Here is an 18,846-nt window from a genome sequence, read left to right as displayed (position 1 = left end):
ATTTTAAAAAAGTTTTGTTTTAACCAGAACTTTATGATAAAATACCTGTATTTAATCATTTAAAGGAGATTTTTATGACAAAAGTTCACAAAGTGCTCACCGCTGTTCTGTCTTTGTTTTTACTGCTTTCTCTTGCTGCCTGCAGCAGTTCCAAAAAGGAAAATGAGAAGTCTGAAAAGACAGAAAAAACAACGCAGACAACAACAGAAAAAAAGAAAAAAGCTTCTGTTGATGACGGAAATATTGAAGCTGAAGACGGAGACTCAAAGGCATCCGTTCAAGAAAATGGCGAAATTGAAGCGGAGAATGGTGATTCCAGTGCTAAAGTAGGCGAGGACGGCGTTGAAGCTAACAATGGCGACTCCAGTGTGAAAGTCAATCCGGACGGAAGTGTTCAGGTAAACCCTTAATAATGTCATCAAAAGCGGCTGAGGCAGATACACATGATTGCAGAGAAATCGTATGTGTCTGCCTCAGTTTTTTATCAGATAATATGCGGAGCCAAAATGCATGAGAATCTTCTAAATTTTTGGCTCTAGTTTTTATTTTTTGCAGAAGCATAAGAATAGGAAAAAACTATTGACAAAGCAGTGCTGCTGTGTTATTATGATAAGCGGTACTTTTTACTTTTGGTCTCTCAAAAGTGTACAGAGACGTGCTGACAAATGTTGCAAAGTACACACAGATATGGGCTGTCACCAAGTGCCATATCAACCAAAATAAAAATTTTACAGGAGAATGTAGATGCCTACAATTAACCAGTTGGTACGTAAACCACGTAAGTCTAAAGTAGAAAAATCTAAGTCACCAGCTTTGAATATCGGCTATAACAGCCATAAAAAAGTTCAAACAAATGTATCTTCACCGCAAAAACGCGGCGTTGCTACCCGTGTCGGAACAATGACACCTAAAAAGCCTAACTCAGCCCTTCGTAAATTTGCCCGTGTACGTCTGAGCAACCTTATTGAAGTAACTGCCTATATTCCAGGTATCGGCCACAACCTGCAAGAACACAGCGTTGTTCTTATTCGCGGCGGACGTGTAAAAGACCTTCCAGGGGTACGTTATCATATTGTCCGCGGAGCACTTGATACTGCAGGTGTTGCTGACCGTAAACAAGGCCGTTCTAAATACGGTGCGAAAAAACCTAAAGCATAAGAAGGGAGATTGAGAAATGAGTCGTAAAAACCGTGCGCCTAAGCGCGAAGTATTGCCGGATCCATTGTACAATTCTAAACTTGTAACACGTCTTATCAACCGCGTTATGCTGGATGGAAAACGTGGTACAGCTGCATCAATTGTCTATGGAGCTTTTGAACAAATCAAAGAAGCAACAGGAAATGATGCTCTTGAAGTCTTTGAAACAGCTATGGAAAATATCATGCCTGTTCTTGAAGTTCGTGCTCGCCGTGTCGGTGGTTCCAACTATCAAGTCCCAGTTGAAGTACGTCCTGAACGCCGCACAACACTTGGTCTTCGTTGGTTGGTAACAGCATCACGTGCCCGTGGTGAACACACCATGAAAGACCGTTTGGCTAAAGAAATTCTTGATGCGTCAAACAATACAGGTGCATCTGTTAAGAAACGTGAAGATACACATCGTATGGCAGAAGCCAACCGTGCCTTCGCACACTTCCGCTGGTAATTTAAGATGTGAGGATGTCAAGAAAATTCTAGGAAAAATAGGAAATGTGACGACGAGCCTTTGGGCTCTAGGAAGATTTATCTTTTTTCCCGAATTTTTAGTCCGAACTCAATTATTTAAGATACAGAGACGAAGAGCGCAAGGACAAAATAGGAAAATTGACGATGAGGCTTCAGCTTCTAGGAAATTTTATCTTTTTGGACTGGCTGCTCTCGAGTCGAGTTCAATGATCTAGGATACGAGAGCGTTAAGCAAATTCTAGACAAAATAGGAAACTTGAGAACGGGTAGGTCCCTGCCTATCCGTTTTTTCCAAAAATTATAGATTATAGGAGAAAAACCACAATGGCTCGCGAATTTTCACTTGAAAAAACTCGTAATATCGGTATCATGGCTCACGTCGATGCCGGTAAGACAACTACAACAGAGCGTATTCTTTACTATACTGGTAAAATCCATAAAATCGGTGAAACCCACGAAGGTGCTTCACAAATGGACTGGATGGAACAAGAACAAGAACGCGGTATCACGATCACTTCAGCTGCGACAACAGCACAATGGAAAGACCACCGTGTTAACATTATCGACACCCCAGGACACGTGGACTTTACTATTGAAGTACAGCGCTCTCTCCGTGTTCTTGACGGTGCCGTTACCGTTCTTGATGCTCAGTCAGGTGTAGAACCTCAGACCGAAACTGTTTGGCGTCAGGCAACTGAATACGGTGTTCCCCGTATCGTTTTTGCTAACAAGATGGACAAAATTGGTGCTGACTTCCTTTACTCAGTAAGCACACTCCATGACCGCCTTCAGGCAAACGCTCATCCAATTCAACTGCCAATCGGTGCTGAAGATGATTTCCAAGGAATCATTGATTTGGTGACAATGAAAGCGGAAATCTATACCAATGACCTCGGTACAGATATTCTGATTGAAGATATTCCAGCTGAATACGTTGATCAAGCAAATGAATACCGTGAAAAATTGATTGAAGCCGTTGCTGAAACTGATGAAGACCTCATGATGAAATATCTTGAAGGTGAAGAAATCACAGAAGCCGAATTAAAGGCTGCTATCCGCAAGGCAACTATCAACGTTGAATTCTTCCCTGTTCTTGCCGGTTCAGCCTTCAAAAACAAGGGTGTTCAAATGATGCTGGATGCGGTTATTGACTACCTTCCAAGCCCGCTTGATATTCCTGCTATTAAAGGTGTAAATCCAGATACAGATGAAGAAGAAGAACGTCCAGCTTCAGATGACGAACCGTTTGCAGCTCTCGCCTTCAAGATTATGACTGACCCATTTGTGGGACGCTTGACTTTCTTCCGTGTTTATTCAGGTGTTTTGAACAGCGGTTCTTATGTTTTAAACACAACTAAAGGGAAACGCGAACGTATCGGACGTATTCTGCAAATGCACGCTAACAGCCGTCAGGAAATTGAAACAGTTTATTCCGGTGACATTGCTGCTGCTGTTGGTTTGAAAGAAACAACGACCGGTGACTCATTGACCGATGAAAAAGCTAAGGTTATCTTGGAATCTATTGAAGTTCCAGAACCGGTTATCCAGCTGATGGTTGAGCCTAAATCTAAGGCTGACCAAGATAAAATGGCTATCGCTCTGCAAAAACTGGCTGAAGAAGATCCAACCTTCCGCGTTGAAACAAACGTCGAAACTGGTGAAACAGTTATCTCTGGTATGGGTGAGCTTCACTTGGATGTCCTTGTTGACCGTATGAAACGTGAATTCAAGGTTGAAGCCAATGTCGGTGCTCCTCAGGTATCTTACCGTGAAACCTTCCGTGCTCCTACGCAAGCGCGCGGATTCTTCAAACGTCAGTCCGGTGGTAAAGGTCAATTCGGTGATGTTTGGATTGAATTTACACCAAATGAAGAAGGTAAAGGATTCGAATTCGAGAACGCTATCGTCGGCGGTGTGGTTCCGCGTGAATTCATTCCAGCCGTTGAAAAAGGTCTTCAAGAGTCTATGGCTAACGGTGTTCTTGCCGGCTATCCAATGGTTGACATTAAAGCTAAGCTTTATGATGGTTCTTACCACGATGTCGACTCATCTGAAACAGCCTTCAAGATTGCTGCATCACTTGCCCTTAAAGAAGCTGCTAAAACAGCGCAGCCGGTTATTCTTGAACCAATGATGCTGGTAACCATTACGGTTCCTGAAGAAAACCTCGGTGATGTTATGGGACACGTGACCGCTCGCCGCGGACGTGTTGATGGTATGGAAGCACACGGTAACAGCCAGATTGTCCGTGCTTATGTACCGCTTGCTGAAATGTTCGGTTATGCAACTGTTCTTCGTTCAGCATCTCAAGGACGCGGTACATTCATGATGGTATTTGACCACTATGAAGATGTTCCGAAATCTGTTCAAGAAGAAATCATCAAGAAAAACGCAGGGGAAGCTTAAGCTGCCTGACAGCTTAGCTTAGCTGCTGCGCAGGCTTGATTCTTTCATAGAAAAGGAAAACGTGAAAGTTAGCTTGATAAAGCTTTCTTTTCGTTCTCCTTTTTTTCTTTTCATCAGGGAAAATCGTTTGCAATTTTCTTAAAATAATTATATAATAAGTGCGTTAAAAGGTTGGTTTATACTTGTGTAAGTTAATCTTTTCACAATTGTCTAAAAGGCAGAGCCTTTTAAAATAAATTTTTTGATTTTCATAAGGAGGAAATCACTAATGGTAGTTAAAGTTGGTATTAACGGTTTCGGTCGTATCGGACGTCTTGCTTTCCGTCGTATCCAAAACGTAGAAGGTGTTGAAGTTACACGCATCAACGACCTTACAGATCCAAACATGCTTGCACACTTGTTGAAATATGATTCAACTCAAGGCCGCTTCGACGGTAACGTTGAAGTTAAAGAAGGTGGATTTGAAGTTAACGGCAAATTCGTTAAAGTTTCTGCTGAAGCTGATCCAACAAAAATTGATTGGGCTGCTGACGGTGTAGAAATCGTTCTTGAAGCAACTGGTTTCTTTGCAACTAAAGAAGCTGCTGAAAAACATTTGCATGCTAACGGCGGTGCTAAGAAAGTTGTTATCACAGCTCCTGGCGGAAATGATGTTAAAACAATCGTTTTCAACACTAACCATGAAATCCTTGACGGTACTGAAACAGTTATCTCAGGTGCTTCATGTACTACAAACTGTCTTGCTCCAATGGCAAAAGCTTTGCAAGATAGCTTTGGTGTTAAACAAGGTTTGATGACTACTATCCACGCTTACACTGGTGACCAAATGGTTCTTGACGGACCACACCGTAAAGGTGACCTTCGCCGTGCTCGCGCTGCTGCAGCTAACATCGTTCCTAACTCAACTGGTGCTGCAAAAGCTATCGGTCTTGTTATTCCTGAATTGAACGGTAAACTTGATGGTGCTGCTCAACGTGTTCCTGTTCCAACTGGATCAGTTACTGAATTGGTAGCAGTTCTTGATAAAGAAGTTACTGTTGATGAAGTTAACGCAGCTATGAAAGCAGCTTCAAATGAATCATACGGATACACTGAAGATCCAATCGTTTCATCAGATATCGTTGGTATTTCATACGGTTCATTGTTCGATGCTACTCAAACTAAAGTACAAACTGTTGACGGCAAACAATTGGTTAAAGTTGTTTCTTGGTATGATAACGAAATGTCATACACTTCACAACTTGTTCGTACTCTTGAGTACTTCGCAAAAATCGCTAAATAAAAGTGATTGTGAAAGAAGGCTTCGGCCTTCTTTTAGCTTGAAGAAAAAGTTTGATACTTCCTTAGGTGATGTCGGACGGCAGCGACTTCCTGGGGAATTCCATGCCTAAACTTTGAGCCACGGTCTCAATGTTTCCGAGTGTCAGAATTGGCTTAAATTCACCATTTCTGACACTTTCATCACGGTGGAAGTATCCTCCTTTATCTAACTCGTTTGTGTTCGTAGAAATTTATATGGTAGTCTGCAGACTCTTTTTGCTGATCAAAGTAGGCAAATGGAGATTTGTCTACAGTCTGAAAGAAGGCTTCGGCCTTCTTTTTTTGTTGTTTTAGAAGCTTAAAAAGCTATATATATTATTTTAAAATTATAGACTTTTAGAAAAACCGGTGCTATAATAAAAGAAAGCCGTTTCATAGATAAAGGGGAGGTGATTTTATAGGAAAAGTAAAGCCGAAATATCTCAGTATCTGCCATGACATCCGTTCAAAAATTCAGGATGGCACTTATCCTGTCCATGAGTATTTGCCCGATGGCACTAGTCTGGCTAAGGCCTACGGAGTCAGTTTAATGACTTTAAAAAGAGCCTTAGATCTACTCGTAGCCGAGGGCTATATTATTCGGCGCAGGGGAGACGGGACGCTCGTCAGAGATTGGAAGGTAGAACAGCTTCCGCATCTCTATTCCTTGAAGGGAACTTATTATGACTATCAGGATAAGCTGACGTCACGGGTTTTAAAGTTTGAAGTGACGCATCCTTCTTCGGCTGTGGCTGAAAAGCTGTCCTTAACAGAAGATGATTTTGTCTATGAGATCATTCGTTTGCGTATTTTAGAAGGACGTCCGATTATCATTGAGTATACCTTTATGCCGATTGCGGTCATTCCGGGATTGAAACGGCAGCATCTTGAACGATCTATTTACGAATATATCACTAAGGAACTCAAGCGTAAGGTGCACAGTGCCTTCGTAAAAGTTTCAGGTGTGCGCCCCACTAAACTGGAGCAGACAGAGATGAATCTTGCAGAAACTGACTTTTTAATGGAAATCGAGCAAGTCGGCAGTCTGGACAATTGCCGAGTGTTTGAGTATTCCATCTCTCATCACCTTCCTGATGTTTTTGATTTTGAAACCGTTATGTTTAACCAGTAGAAAGGAGTGCACAATGGAAAATTTTCGCTTACACATTCCGACTGACATTCGTTTCGGAAAAGATCGATTAGAGGAGCTGCCTGAGGTACTTTCCCCTTACGGCAAACGTGTTTTGCTGGCTTACGGGGGTGGTTCCATTAAAAAATCGGGCCTCTATGATAAAGTTACTGCGCTTTTAAAAGACAATGGCTTTAGTTTTGTAGAATTATCCGGAATAGCGCCCAATCCTAAAATTGATTCTGTCCGTCAGGGTGTTCGTTTAATCCGGGAAAATCAGCTGGATGCTATCTTGGCTGTCGGCGGCGGCTCTGTTGTTGACGCCAGCAAAGTAATCGCCGCTGGTGTTTATTATGATGGCGATGCCTGGGACTTAGTTTTAGACAGGAGCAAGGTTGGCAGAGCTGTGCCTATTGTTGATATTTTAACCTTGGCTGCGACTGGTACCGAGATGAATCGCAATGCCGTCATTTCAAATCCTGAGACAAATGAAAAATTAGGAACGAGCGGCTGGGATTTAATTCCCAAGGCATCATTTTTAGATCCGACCTTGACTTATACTGTGTCTAAATGGCAGACAGCTGCTGGTGCAGCAGATATGATGAGTCATCTGTTCGAACAGTATTTTAACCGTACGGAAGCTGTTGATGTTCAAGACAGCATCGCAGAAGGGCTGCTGAAAACAATCATTAAACATGCACCGATTGCTATTCAGGAGCCGGAAAACTATGATGCGCGGGCAAATCTCTTTTGGAGTTCGACGCTGGCACTTAATGGCTTAGTCGGACAAGGGCGCTCAGGCGGCTGGAGCTGCCATCCGATAGAACATGAATTATCGGCCTACTATGACATTACGCATGGTATAGGGCTTGCTATTTTGACACCGCGCTGGATGGCATTTTGTCTTGATAAAGACAGCACGACGCATGCAAAATTTGCAGCCTATGCCCGCAATGTCTGGGGATTAAACCAAGGAACAGATGAAGAATTGGCCAGACAGGCGGTTCAAAAGACTTATAATTTCTTCAAAGAGCAGCTTGAAATACCGATGACCTTGCCGGAAGTAGGCATTGAAAATCAGGATTTACTCTCAGAAATGAGCGAACAGGCCGTTAAGCACGGCGGTCTGTCCAACGATCGTTTTGTTAATTTGACAGTAGATGATGTGAAAGAAATTATTAAAGCATCCTACAATCCAATGGAAACTTTTTAAAATGGAGGAGCGATATGGAAGTTTATACTTTAAATAACGGTGTAGAAATCCCAAAGATTGGCTTTGGAACTTGGCAGATTCCTGAAGGGGATGAGGCTTATAACAGTGTTCGTCATGCCCTTAAAGTGGGGTACCGCCATGTAGATACCGCGCAAGCCTATGGCAATGAAGTCAGTGTCGGAAAGGCAATCGCAGACAGCGGCTTGGCGCGTTCCGATATTTTTCTGACAACCAAGGTTTGGAATGACAAACATGATTATGAACTGGCTAAAGCATCTATTGAAGAGTCACTTGAAAAACTTGGTGTTGATTACTTAGATCTTCTTTTGATTCACTGGCCTAATCCTAAAGCTTTGCGGGAGAATGATGCTTGGAAAGCCGGCAATGCCGGTGCCTGGAAAGCTATGGAAGAAGCTTATAAGGCGGGAAAAGTTCGTGCCATCGGTGTTTCTAATTTTATGATCCATCACTTGGAAGCACTGTTTGAAACGGCTGAGGTGAAACCGCATGTCAATCAAATTCTTTTAGCGCCAGGCTGTGTTCAGGAAGAATTGGTTTCTTTTTGCCGAGATAATGATATTCTTTTGGAAGCGTACAGTCCGCTGGGAACCGGAACAATCTTTGGCAATCTGGTGGTTGAAGAAATTGCTGATAAATACGATAAATCAGCTGCGCAAGTAGCCCTGCGCTGGTCACTGCAAAAAGGTTTCCTGCCTTTACCAAAATCAGTGACTCCTAAAAATATTGAGGCTAATCTTCATATCTTTGATTTTGATTTGGACGAAGAAGATATCCGCAAATTAGACAGGCTCGAAGGAATCAAGACCCAGCAAAATCCTGATCAGGTTGGTTTCTAATTGCGGCAGCTGTTTGCTAAATAAAAGAGTAAGGCATATCGTTTCAGTGTTTTATGCTCTTACTCTTTTTTTGTTTACCCATTTTTAGCTGCGCTATTGATAGTTTATTTTGTAAATTAGGGAATGAAACGGCTTTACAGATTCCACTTTGGAAAAAATTGTGATATAATTAGCATGTATAAAAAATTTTAAGGAGTCTATATTCATGGCAAAATTGACTGTTAAAGACGTTGATTTGAAAGGGAAGAAAGTTCTCGTTCGTGTTGACTTTAACGTACCTGTAAAAGATGGCGTTATTACAAATGATAACCGTATTACTGCGGCCTTACCAACTATTAAATACATCATTGAACATGGTGGCCGTGCGGTTCTTTTCTCCCACCTTGGACGTGTGAAAGAAGAAGCAGACAAAGAAGGTAAATCACTCGCTCCTGTAGCAGCTGATCTTTCTAAAAAATTGGGTCAGGAAGTTGTTTTCCCAGGTGCTACACGCGGTGAAAAGCTTGAAGCAGCTATTGATGCTCTTGAAGACGGACAAGTTCTCTTGGTTGAAAACACTCGTTTTGAAGATGTTGACGGCAAGAAGGAATCTAAAAATGATCCAGAACTTGGTAAATACTGGGCAAGCCTTGGCGACGGTATCTTTGTAAATGATGCTTTCGGTACAGCCCACCGTGCGCATGCTTCAAATGTCGGTATCTCAGCAAACGTTGAAAAAGCAGTTGCCGGTTTCCTTCTTGAAAACGAAATTGCTTACATCCAAGAAGCTGTTGAAACTCCAGAACGTCCATTCGTAGCTATCCTTGGCGGATCAAAAGTTTCAGATAAGATCGGTGTTATTGAAAACTTGCTGAAAAAAGCTGATAAGGTTCTTATCGGCGGCGGTATGACTTATACTTTCCTTAAGGCTCAAGGTATCGAAATCGGTGATTCACTTGTTGAAGAAGATAAACTTGATATTGCCAAAGACCTTTTAGCTAAGGCAAACGGTAAATTAATTTTGCCAGTTGACTCAAAAGAAGCAAATGCATTTGCTGACTACACTGAAGTTAAAGATACGGAAGGTGAAGCTGTCGATCCCGGCTTCCTTGGCCTTGATATCGGTCCTAAATCAATCGCTAAATTTGATGAAGAATTGACTGGTGCGAAAACAGTTGTCTGGAATGGTCCAATGGGTGTCTTTGAAAATCCTGATTTCCAAGCTGGTACAATCGGTGTTATGGACGCTATCGTTAAGCAACCGGGTGTTAAATCAATCATCGGCGGCGGTGACTCAGCTGCTGCAGCTATCAACCTCGGCCGTGCTGATAAATTCTCATGGATTAGTACGGGCGGAGGCGCAAGCATGGAGTTGTTAGAGGGTAAAGTGTTGCCAGGCTTGGCTGCGTTGACAGACAAATAAGTGGTAAGTCAGCTAAAACTATCTGGGAGATAGTTTTAGGCTGGAAAAAGGCGCAATGTGCGTCTTTTTCTGTACATCGCGTAGAATTTCTACGAAGCGAAACGAGTTAGAAATTCTAGCAAGGTGAAAAGTTCTTCCTGGACTTGCAGCACTTACTGAGAAATAATAAAAAGAGCTTGCGAGCTCTTTTTTTGCTGTTTAAAGCTAAATTGCCAGGACTTCGTAATTGGATTTGCAGATTTAGCTAAATGGCGCAGCTGCCAGCAAGGGTTATTTTCATGCAGGAGCAATCTTGCTTGCTGGAGGTAGCTGGTATGACAGTAGGCTGGCTATTATTTTACAGCCACTTTTCGCTGGAAAACATGTTACAATTAAAGTATGAAAAAATATCATTTTGACCCTCAAAAATTTACCTTAGGCATGCGAACATTCAAGTCAGGTTTGGCTGTTTTTTTAGTGCTCCTGCTTTTTGGCCTATTTGGCTGGAAAGGTCTTCAGATTGGTGCTTTAACGGCTGTTTTTAGTTTGCGTGAGGATTTTGATACAAGTGTTCATTTTGGGACATCGCGCATAGTCGGCAACAGTATTGGCGGTGTTTACTCGCTCATCTTTTTTCTCATCAATAGTTTATTTCACTATCAATACTGGGTCACAGTTGTTTTTGTCCCCATATTCACCATGTTAACTATTATGACCAATGTTGCCATGAATAATAAAACAGGGATTATCGGCGGTGTTGCAGCCTTGCTTATTATTACCTTGTCCATTCCTAAGGATGAAACAATGCTTTATATTTTTGCCAGGATTTTTGAAACTTTCATGGGTGTTTTCATTGCCATCACTGTTAATTCGGACATCGATAAAATACGAAAATGGCTGAGGAAAGAAAAAGTTTAATGTTTATGTCAGAAAATATAACATACAGGGTTGACAGCCATAAATTTTCAGAATATAATAGACGATGAAAGGAGGAAATCATGAAAGAAAAAGAACTTCGGCGATCAATGGCAGTCTTTCCTATCGGGACTGTAATGAAACTGACGGATTTAACAGCTCGTCAAATTCGTTATTATGAGGATCAAGGATTGCTGACCCCGGATCGCAGTTCTGGAAATCGACGTCTGTACTCGCTGAATGATATGGATGTTTTACTGGAAATCAAGGACTTCTTGGATGAAGGATTAAATATCGCAGCTATCAAGAGAGAGTATGCTGATCGCAAAGATCGTTCCTTGAAAAAGCAAAAGGCTTTGACAGATGCGGATGTTCGACGGATCTTGCATGACGAACTCCGAAATCAGGGCCGTTTTTCAAGTCCAACCCAACATCTTGGTGGTTTACGCATGTAAGTGCGTAACGTGAAATTTAATTTTTAAAAGGAGGCCGTTATGGCAATCACAGCAGCGGACATTCGTCGCGAAGTTAAGGAGAAAAATGTTACTTTCCTCCGTTTAATGTTTACAGATATCTTGGGAATCATGAAAAATGTAGAGATTCCAGCTACTGACGAACAATTAGATAAAGTACTTGCAAATAAAGCGATGTTTGATGGTTCCTCAATTGAAGGTTTTGTGCGTATTAATGAATCAGATATGTATCTTTATCCTGATCTTGATACTTGGACCGTTTTCCCTTGGGGAGATGAAAATGGAGCTGTTGCTGGTTTAATCTGTGATATTTATACAGCAGAAGGGGAACCCTTTGCCGGTGACCCGCGAGGTAATTTGAAAAAGGCTTTGCGCCACATGGAAAAGCTTGGCTTTCAATCCTTTAACCTCGGTCCAGAACCTGAATTTTTCCTTTTCAAAATGGATGAATTTGGCAACCCGACTACTGAAGTAAATGACAAGGGCGGTTACTTTGATTTAGCGCCTACGGACCTTGCGGATAACACACGCCGTGAGATTGTTAATGTTCTGACTAAAATGGGATTTGAAGTCGAAGCCAGTCACCACGAAGTGGCTATTGGCCAGCATGAAATTGATTTTAAATATGCTGATGTTTTAACGGCCTGTGATAAAATTCAGCTGTTCAAATTAGTTGTTAAAACAATCGCTCGTAAACATGGCTTGTATGCAACCTTTATGGCTAAACCTAAGTTTGGTATTAATGGTTCAGGAATGCATTGTAACATGTCCCTGTTTGACAATAACGGTAAGAACGCCTTCTTTGATTCAAAAGATCCAAAAGGAATGCAGCTGTCTGAAACGGCCTATCAGTTCTTAGGCGGTTTGGTGAGACATGCTTACAGTTACACTGCTATCATGAATCCAACGGTTAACTCATACAAACGTTTAGTTCCTGGTTATGAAGCTCCGGTTTATATCGCATGGGCTGGCCGCAACCGTTCTCCGCTGATTCGCGTACCTGCTTCACGCGGTGTCAGCACACGTTTGGAGCTGCGTTCGGTTGACCCTACAGCTAATCCTTATTTGGCCTTGGCTGTTCTCTTGGAATCTGGACTTGATGGTATTGAAAACAAAATTGAAGCACCGGCACCTGTAGAATCGAATATTTATGTGATGACTGTTGAAGAACGTAAAGCAGCTGGCATTGCGGATCTTCCGTCAACTCTTCACAATGCGCTGAAAGCTTTACAAGAAGATGAAGTGGTTAAAGCAGCCTTAGGCAATCATATTTATACAAGTTTCCTTGAGGCTAAGCGTATTGAATGGTCCAGCTATGCTGCCTTTGTATCACAATGGGAAGTTGATAGCTATTTGGATCTTTACTAAGCAAAAAGCAGCCAGTTATGGCTGTTTTTTTGTCTACTAAATAATTGAATTTTCAGAATTTTTTTACTATACTTGGTCCTTCTGCATAAATATGTGATATAATTTAATCGTCTATTCAAAAAACGAGATTTCGTTAAACCTGGTTAGGAGTGAACGTATGAGAGAGGTTATTAAAAAGGCACAGCAAACAACTCTGTGGGATCCGTCCTTTGAATCGGACGCCTGCGGTATGGGCTTTGTTGCTCAGATTGATGGGATCGCCAGTCATCAGCTGGTTGATTATGCCTTAACGATGTTAGAGAGAATGAACCATCGCGGCGGTACGGGTGCTGAGCCTGATACCGGTGATGGTGCCGGTATGCTGCTGGCTATGCCGGATGAATTTTTCCGACTGAAAGCTAAAGAGGAAAACGTTGATTTGCCGCCATTGGGAGATTATGCCGTTGCCCAACTGTTTCTTCCTCAGGATAAGGTGGCAAAAACAATTTTAGCAGACAGTCTGCTTAGTGAAATCAAAAGATTAGGTTTTAACATACTGCTGTCGCGTGATGTTCCTTTTAATTATGATAATTGCGGTCCGGCTGCTCAGGAAATTATGCCGAGTTTTGTGCAGCTCTTTATTGAAAAACCGACTGAAACAAGCAGCGGACGCGCATTTGAAGACAGACTTTTCCGTCTGCGCCGTAAGCTGGAAAAAACTTTTGCTGCAGATGAACTTTTTATTTGCTCTTTGTCGAGCAAAACAATCGTTTATAAAGGCATGCTGCATGCCTTTCAGGTCCGTCTCTTTTATCCTGACTTGTCAGATGAGCTGTTCAAATCACACATTGCATTGACCCATTCTCGTTTTTCAACAAACACTTTCCCGTCTTGGGACCGTGCTCAGCCTTTCCGTTTTTTGGCACATAATGGAGAAATCAATACGCTTCGCGGGGCTGAAAATTGGATGCACAGCCATCAAATTGAAGTCTATAATGAAGAAAACTCAGACTCCGCTAAGCTGGAAAACTGTCTGGAGTATCTCTACCGACATGGCCGCGATATTCCGCAAAGCTTGCTGATGATGGTACCTGAAGCCTGGGGAAAAGATGCAGGACTTTCTAAAGAATTAACGGCTTTTTATGAGTATGCATCCAGTTTTGTCGCTCCTTGGGACGGCCCGGCCGCTTTGGTATTTACTGACGGTGAGATGGTCGGAGCTCGTTTGGACCGTAATGGTCTTCGTCCCAGCCGCTATTCTCGCACCAAAGATAATTTCTTGATTTGTTCAAGCGAATCCGGTGTCGTTGACATAGAACCCAGCCAAGTTGTTGAAAAAGGGGTTCTTGGTCCCGGCAATATGATGTTAATTGATACCAAAAAAGGCTTGGTATTAAAGAACGAAGACGTTAAAGAACATTATTCCAAACAGCACCCTTACCAAGAGTGGGTAAAAGAGAATATTGCCCTCTTGGATGAATTTGCTGAGCAGGAAGAAATTGCCAATGATTATGATGTTAATCAAATGTGGAAAATTTTTGGCTATACGGATGAGACCATTCGGACGGTTATTCTGCCCATGTCAGAAAAAGGGGAAGAGCCTGTTATTTCGATGGGCTTTGACAGTCCCTTAGCAGTATTGTCAAAGAAACCGCAATCTCTCTTCACTTACTTTAAACAGCAATTTGCTCAAGTAACCAATCCTCCTATTGATGCCATTCGTGAGCAGTTAGTGGTTTCAACGACAGTCTTTTTAGGCGGTGACGGGGATATTCGCCAAGACAATGCTGATAATTGTGTCAAGGTTCAGGTTGACAGTCCTGTGCTTTCCAGTCAGGATTTTGCAAAATTAGCCAATCTGACAGATAAGCGCTACAAGGCGACAACCCTATCAACTGTTTATGACCTGGGCGATTCTGACAATAACCGTCTGCAGTATGCTTTGGAAGATCTTTTCAAAAAGGCCGACGAGGCAGTCAGCCAAGGCAGTAAGATTATTATCCTGTCAGACCGCGGCGTCACTAAGGGCCGCCTAGCCATTCCTATTTTGCTGGCGGTTTCTGGTCTGAATAACTACATGGTTGTCAAAGGGAAAGCCAGCCAATTTTCGATTGTTGTTGATACGGCAGAGGCTTTTGAGGTTCATCATTTTGCAACCTTGGTTGGTTTTGGTGCGACAGCGATCCACCCTTATGGTGCCTATGCAACCTTAGCTGCCTTTGATAAGACCAGCGATTCTTTTGAAAAATACCGTAAGGCTGCCGAAAAAGGGATTGTGAAAGTTATGAGCCGTATGGGAATCTCAACGGTACTTGGCTATAAAGGAGCTCAGCTTTTTGAAGCAATCGGCCTTTCTTCTGACGTTGTTAACCAATACTTCAGAGGAACAGCTACGCGTATTGAAGGGCTGACCTTAAATCAAATCGAAAAAGAATATCTGGAGCGTGTTGATTTTGCCTTTGGACCAAGGGCCAATGATTTCCTGCCTTCGGGCGGTTCCTACCAGTATAAGACAGATGGAGAATACCATCTCTTTAACCCGCGTTCTATTTATAATTTCCAACAATCTATTCGCCGCGGGGACTACGGCCTCTTTAAGCAATACTCAACCGAGTTGGACAATGAGGCTCTAAAACAGCCGACAACTCTGCGGTCTCTCTGGGAATTTGATTCTAAACGGCCCAAAGTTGATCTATCAGAAGTTGAACCAGCCAAGGAAATTGTAAAACGTTTTAAAGTTGGTGCCATGAGTTTTGGCTCCCTTTCTAAGGAAGCACATGAAACAATTGCTCAAGCCATGAACGCCATCGGAGCCAAATCAAACTCTGGCGAGGGCGGTGAAAACCGCAAACGCTTCAAGCCGCAAGCCGATGGCCGCAATATTAATTCTAAAATTAAGCAGGTTGCCTCCGGACGGTTTGGTGTCAATGCAGAATACCTCATGTCTGCAGAAGAGCTGCAAATCAAATTAGCGCAGGGAGCTAAGCCCGGTGAGGGCGGCCAGCTTCCCGGCCAAAAGGTCTTCCCTTGGATTGCTGAGATTCGCGGAGCGACCCCGGGTGTACGCTTGATTTCGCCGCCGCCCCATCATGATATTTATTCTATTGAAGATTTGGCACAGTTAATTTATGACTTGAAGGCTATCAATCCTTATGCCAAAATCAATGTTAAATTAGTTTCAAGTACAGGCGTTGGTACCATTGCTACCGGTTGTGTCAAAGCGGGTGCTGATAAGGTGGTAATTTCAGGCTATGATGGCGGTACAGGTGCTTCTCCGCGCAATTCCGTTCGCGATGCGGGGCTTCCGTGGGAAATGGGCTTGGCTGAAGCTCATCAGACCTTATCGCTCAACCGTCTTCGTCAGCGCATGACCTTGGAGACAGATGGGAAATTAATGACAGGCCGCGATATTGCTATTGCCACCTTATTAGGTGCAGAGGAGTATTCGTTTGCCAGTTTGACCTTGGTTTCAGTCGGCTGCGTCATGATGCGCGTGTGCTCACTCAATACCTGTCCTGTCGGTGTTGCAACACAAAATCCTGAATTGCGCAAGAACTTTTCAGGCAAGCCAGAACATGTAATCAACATGATGACTTTCCTAGCGGAAGAATTGCGGGAATACATGGCTGAATTAGGCTTTCGTTCTGTTGATGAAATGGTTGGCCATGCAGAAGTCTTGAAATCAAGATTTGTGGCACAAGGTAAGGCAAAATCTCTTGATTTTTCAAGGGTTATTGGCAATAGTTTCCCGATTGATCGGAAAAATGAAGATCCTTTTGCTGAAGAACGCCAATGGAAAGAACTAGATGGTTTTGCAGCAGCAGCTATTGAAAAAGGCATCAGTGTTACTGTTGAAAAGACTATCAATAATGTGGATCGTTCGGTTGGCAGCCGCATGGCCGGCTGGATGGCAGAGCGCTACGGCAACGATTCTGTTAAGGAAGGCCTGATTAAATATCACTATAGGGGAATTGCCGGACAAAGTTTTGCCAGCTATATTACACAAGGTCTGGAATATACTTTGGTCGGTGAAGCAAATGACTACATTGCAAAATCCATGTCAGGCGGACGTTTAATTGTCAAGCCTCCGCATGATGCGGCCTACGACGTTGAAAATTCACCAATTGTCGGCAATGTTTCCCTCTTTGGTGCTGTCAAGGGCGAAGCTTATTTTGCAGGCCGTGCAGGTGAGCGCTTCTGTGTTCGTAATTCGGGAGCCAAAGTTGTTGTTGAAGGTGTCGGTGCCCACGGCTGTGAATACATGACCGGCGGTGTGGCCGTTATCCTTGGAACAACAGGCCGCAACTTTGCTGCCGGTATGAGCGGCGGTGTAGCCTACGTATACGATGTTGACGGAGACTTTAAGGAAAAGGTCAACATGGACATGGTTGACTTGTACGCTGTTGGTGAAACGCGCGGAGATGACATCTTAAAAGACATGGTTGAAAAACACTATGAATACACAGGCAGTGCCAAGGCTAAACGTCTTCTGGACAACTGGGATGAAGAAGTGAAAAAATTCATCAAGGTTTACCCAAGCGATTTCCATGACATTAATGATATTGAACATGCTCTCAGTCAAAAAGGCATGAGCGGCGATGAACTCGAATTGCATACATTTGAAGTAGCCACTGGCGGCGATGCCACAGCGCAAGAGCGGCAAGCTTTGCTGGCTAGTGTAACAGGAGGAAAATGAGATGGCAGATCCATTTGGATTTTTAAAATATGAACGCAAGGACAATCCCTATCGTCCTGTTAGCGAGCGTATCAAAGATTTTGAAGAACTGCAGACAGTTTTATCCGTTGAAGAGCGCCAGAAGCAAGCGGCTCGCTGTATGAATTGCGGGATTCCTTTTTGCCATGAGGGGACATTCTACGGCGGCGGCCGTGCTGTTTCCGGCTGTCCAAATGACAATTTGATTCCTGAGTGGAATGATTTAGCTTATAAAGGCGATTTCAGGCGTGCTTTTGAGCGGCTGACGCGGACCAATCCTTTACCGGAAATGACAGGTCGTGTCTGCCCGGCTCCTTGTGAAAAGGCCTGTACAGAAGGTTTAAACGGTGCTGGCGTTACCATTCATGATAATGAACGTTTTATCATTGATAATGCTTTCGAAGAGGGCTGGGTAGCTGATTCCGGCCGTCCCATTGAGCGGACTGGCTTTAAAGTAGCTGTCGTCGGTTCAGGTCCGGCTGGCTTATCAGCAGCTTGGCGCCTCAATCAACTGGGACACAGCGTGACAGTTTTTGAACGTTCGGATCGTTTTGGCGGTCTGCTCATGTACGGGATTCCCAACATGAAACTGGATAAAAAAGTTGTTCAGCGCCGCATTGACACCATGGCTGAGATTGGTATTAACTTTGTTGCCAATACAGAAATTGGCCGTGATATCACAGCAGAAGAGCTGTTAGACAAATTTGACCGTGTTATCTTAGCAACCGGTGCCAGTGTTCCCCGTGATTTGGATGTTCCGGGCCGTGACTTAAAAGGCATTCGCTTCGCAGTTGATTTCTTAACGGAAACAACTAAGACGCTTTTGGACAGTGAAGACAAGCAGCTGCCTCGCTCGCTTGAAGGCAAGCATGTTTTGGTCATCGGCGGCGGTGACACTGGGAATGACTGTATCGGTACGGCTGTACGTTTGGGTGCTGCCAGCGTTAAACAGTTGGAAATTACGCCGCAGCTGCCTGAAAAACGTCTTCCAACAAATCCATGGCCGCAGTATCCAATGATTAACCGTACGGGTTACGGACAGGAAGAAGCTAACTTCGTTCAGTCTGCTGATTTGACGGATTATACTACATCAACAGTAGAATTTCTTGGTAAAAATGGTCAGGTAACTGCTGCTAAAACTGTCAAAGTTGGTCCTGATTTTAAAACCATTGATGGAACAGAAGACACTATCCAAGCCGACCTCGTTCTTCTGGCCATGGGCTTCACGGGTGCTGAAAAAGCTCTCTTTGACCAATTTCAAGTGGAATGTGTCTACGATGACTATTCAACCCGCAATGAGAAAGTTTTTGTTGCAGGCGATGCCCGCCGCGGGCCCAGTCTCGTTATCTGGGGAATTCGTGAAGGCCGCAAAACAGCAGAAAAAATTGATCAAAACCTCAGAATGATGGTTGCTGAATAAAAGTAGGAAAAATCAATCATTCAAAGC

General features: G+C 43.3%; 14 protein-coding genes. All 14 read left to right on the top strand.

All coding sequences use genetic code 11. From position 1 onward, the window contains the following. Positions 1-74 precede the first annotated feature (74 nt). Complete coding sequence (locus BMI76_RS00860; protein WP_075345747.1) at positions 75-410, top strand: hypothetical protein; 336 nt, start codon at positions 75-77, stop codon at positions 408-410. Between the two features lie 334 nt (positions 411-744). Beyond that, positions 745-1,158 carry a 30S ribosomal protein S12 gene (gene rpsL / locus BMI76_RS00850; RefSeq protein ID WP_057489967.1) on the top strand — a complete coding sequence of 138 codons (414 nt, stop codon included), beginning with the start codon at positions 745-747 and terminating at the stop codon, positions 1,156-1,158. A gap of 16 nt (positions 1,159-1,174) precedes the next feature. Further along, positions 1,175-1,645, top strand: coding sequence for a 30S ribosomal protein S7 (gene rpsG, locus BMI76_RS00845; protein ID WP_075345745.1), 471 nt, complete (start codon positions 1,175-1,177; stop codon positions 1,643-1,645). Positions 1,646-1,989: 344 nt separating this feature from the next. Then, a complete protein-coding gene (gene fusA / locus BMI76_RS00835) occupies positions 1,990-4,071 on the top strand; it encodes an elongation factor G (protein WP_075345743.1) in 2,082 nt (693 codons plus the stop codon). Positions 4,072-4,339: 268 nt separating this feature from the next. Further along, complete coding sequence (gene gap, locus BMI76_RS00830; protein WP_075345742.1) at positions 4,340-5,353, top strand: type I glyceraldehyde-3-phosphate dehydrogenase; 1,014 nt, start codon at positions 4,340-4,342, stop codon at positions 5,351-5,353. A 435-nt stretch (positions 5,354-5,788) separates the two neighbouring features. Then, positions 5,789-6,502 carry a GntR family transcriptional regulator gene (locus tag BMI76_RS00825; RefSeq protein ID WP_075345741.1) on the top strand — a complete coding sequence of 238 codons (714 nt, stop codon included), beginning with the start codon at positions 5,789-5,791 and terminating at the stop codon, positions 6,500-6,502. A gap of 13 nt (positions 6,503-6,515) precedes the next feature. After that, entirely contained in the window at positions 6,516-7,712 is a 1,197-nt protein-coding gene (locus BMI76_RS00820) for an iron-containing alcohol dehydrogenase (RefSeq protein ID WP_075345740.1), read from the top strand. Between the two features lie 14 nt (positions 7,713-7,726). Then, positions 7,727-8,569 carry an aldo/keto reductase gene (locus BMI76_RS00815; RefSeq protein ID WP_075345739.1) on the top strand — a complete coding sequence of 281 codons (843 nt, stop codon included), beginning with the start codon at positions 7,727-7,729 and terminating at the stop codon, positions 8,567-8,569. 205 nt (positions 8,570-8,774) lie between these two features. Beyond that, positions 8,775-9,971, top strand: a complete 1,197-nt coding sequence (gene pgk / locus BMI76_RS00810; RefSeq protein ID WP_075345738.1) for a phosphoglycerate kinase — start codon at positions 8,775-8,777, stop codon at positions 9,969-9,971. 378 nt (positions 9,972-10,349) lie between these two features. Then, a complete protein-coding gene (locus BMI76_RS00805; protein ID WP_075345737.1) occupies positions 10,350-10,868 on the top strand; it encodes an aromatic acid exporter family protein in 519 nt (172 codons plus the stop codon). Between the two features lie 80 nt (positions 10,869-10,948). Then, on the top strand, positions 10,949-11,320 hold the full coding sequence (locus BMI76_RS00800) for a MerR family transcriptional regulator (RefSeq protein ID WP_075345736.1): 372 nt from the start codon (positions 10,949-10,951) through the stop codon (positions 11,318-11,320). A gap of 39 nt (positions 11,321-11,359) precedes the next feature. Further along, positions 11,360-12,706, top strand: a complete 1,347-nt coding sequence (gene glnA, locus BMI76_RS00795; RefSeq protein WP_075345735.1) for a type I glutamate--ammonia ligase — start codon at positions 11,360-11,362, stop codon at positions 12,704-12,706. Between the two features lie 157 nt (positions 12,707-12,863). Then, entirely contained in the window at positions 12,864-17,381 is a 4,518-nt protein-coding gene (gene gltB, locus BMI76_RS00790) for a glutamate synthase large subunit (protein ID WP_075345734.1), read from the top strand. Between the two features lies 1 nt (position 17,382). Further along, positions 17,383-18,819, top strand: a complete 1,437-nt coding sequence (locus BMI76_RS00785; protein ID WP_075345733.1) for a glutamate synthase subunit beta — start codon at positions 17,383-17,385, stop codon at positions 18,817-18,819. The last annotated feature ends 27 nt before the right edge of the window (positions 18,820-18,846 follow it).

It is taken from the genome of Streptococcus sp. 'caviae' (genome assembly GCF_001937065.1).
Taxonomy (GTDB): domain Bacteria; phylum Bacillota; class Bacilli; order Lactobacillales; family Streptococcaceae; genus Streptococcus.
This window is presented reverse-complemented; position numbering and strand designations above follow the sequence as displayed.

Coding starts and splice junctions, on each gene's coding strand:
- BMI76_RS00820 (WP_075345740.1), top strand. CDS start 6,516: ATGGAAAATTTTCGCTTACACATTCCGACTGACATTCGTTTCGGAAAA.
- gap (WP_075345742.1), top strand. CDS start 4,340: ATGGTAGTTAAAGTTGGTATTAACGGTTTCGGTCGTATCGGACGTCTT.
- rpsG (WP_075345745.1), top strand. CDS start 1,175: ATGAGTCGTAAAAACCGTGCGCCTAAGCGCGAAGTATTGCCGGATCCA.
- gltB (WP_075345734.1), top strand. CDS start 12,864: ATGAGAGAGGTTATTAAAAAGGCACAGCAAACAACTCTGTGGGATCCG.
- BMI76_RS00805 (WP_075345737.1), top strand. CDS start 10,350: ATGAAAAAATATCATTTTGACCCTCAAAAATTTACCTTAGGCATGCGA.
- BMI76_RS00860 (WP_075345747.1), top strand. CDS start 75: ATGACAAAAGTTCACAAAGTGCTCACCGCTGTTCTGTCTTTGTTTTTA.
- glnA (WP_075345735.1), top strand. CDS start 11,360: ATGGCAATCACAGCAGCGGACATTCGTCGCGAAGTTAAGGAGAAAAAT.
- fusA (WP_075345743.1), top strand. CDS start 1,990: ATGGCTCGCGAATTTTCACTTGAAAAAACTCGTAATATCGGTATCATG.
- BMI76_RS00815 (WP_075345739.1), top strand. CDS start 7,727: ATGGAAGTTTATACTTTAAATAACGGTGTAGAAATCCCAAAGATTGGC.
- pgk (WP_075345738.1), top strand. CDS start 8,775: ATGGCAAAATTGACTGTTAAAGACGTTGATTTGAAAGGGAAGAAAGTT.
- BMI76_RS00785 (WP_075345733.1), top strand. CDS start 17,383: ATGGCAGATCCATTTGGATTTTTAAAATATGAACGCAAGGACAATCCC.
- rpsL (WP_057489967.1), top strand. CDS start 745: ATGCCTACAATTAACCAGTTGGTACGTAAACCACGTAAGTCTAAAGTA.
- BMI76_RS00800 (WP_075345736.1), top strand. CDS start 10,949: ATGAAAGAAAAAGAACTTCGGCGATCAATGGCAGTCTTTCCTATCGGG.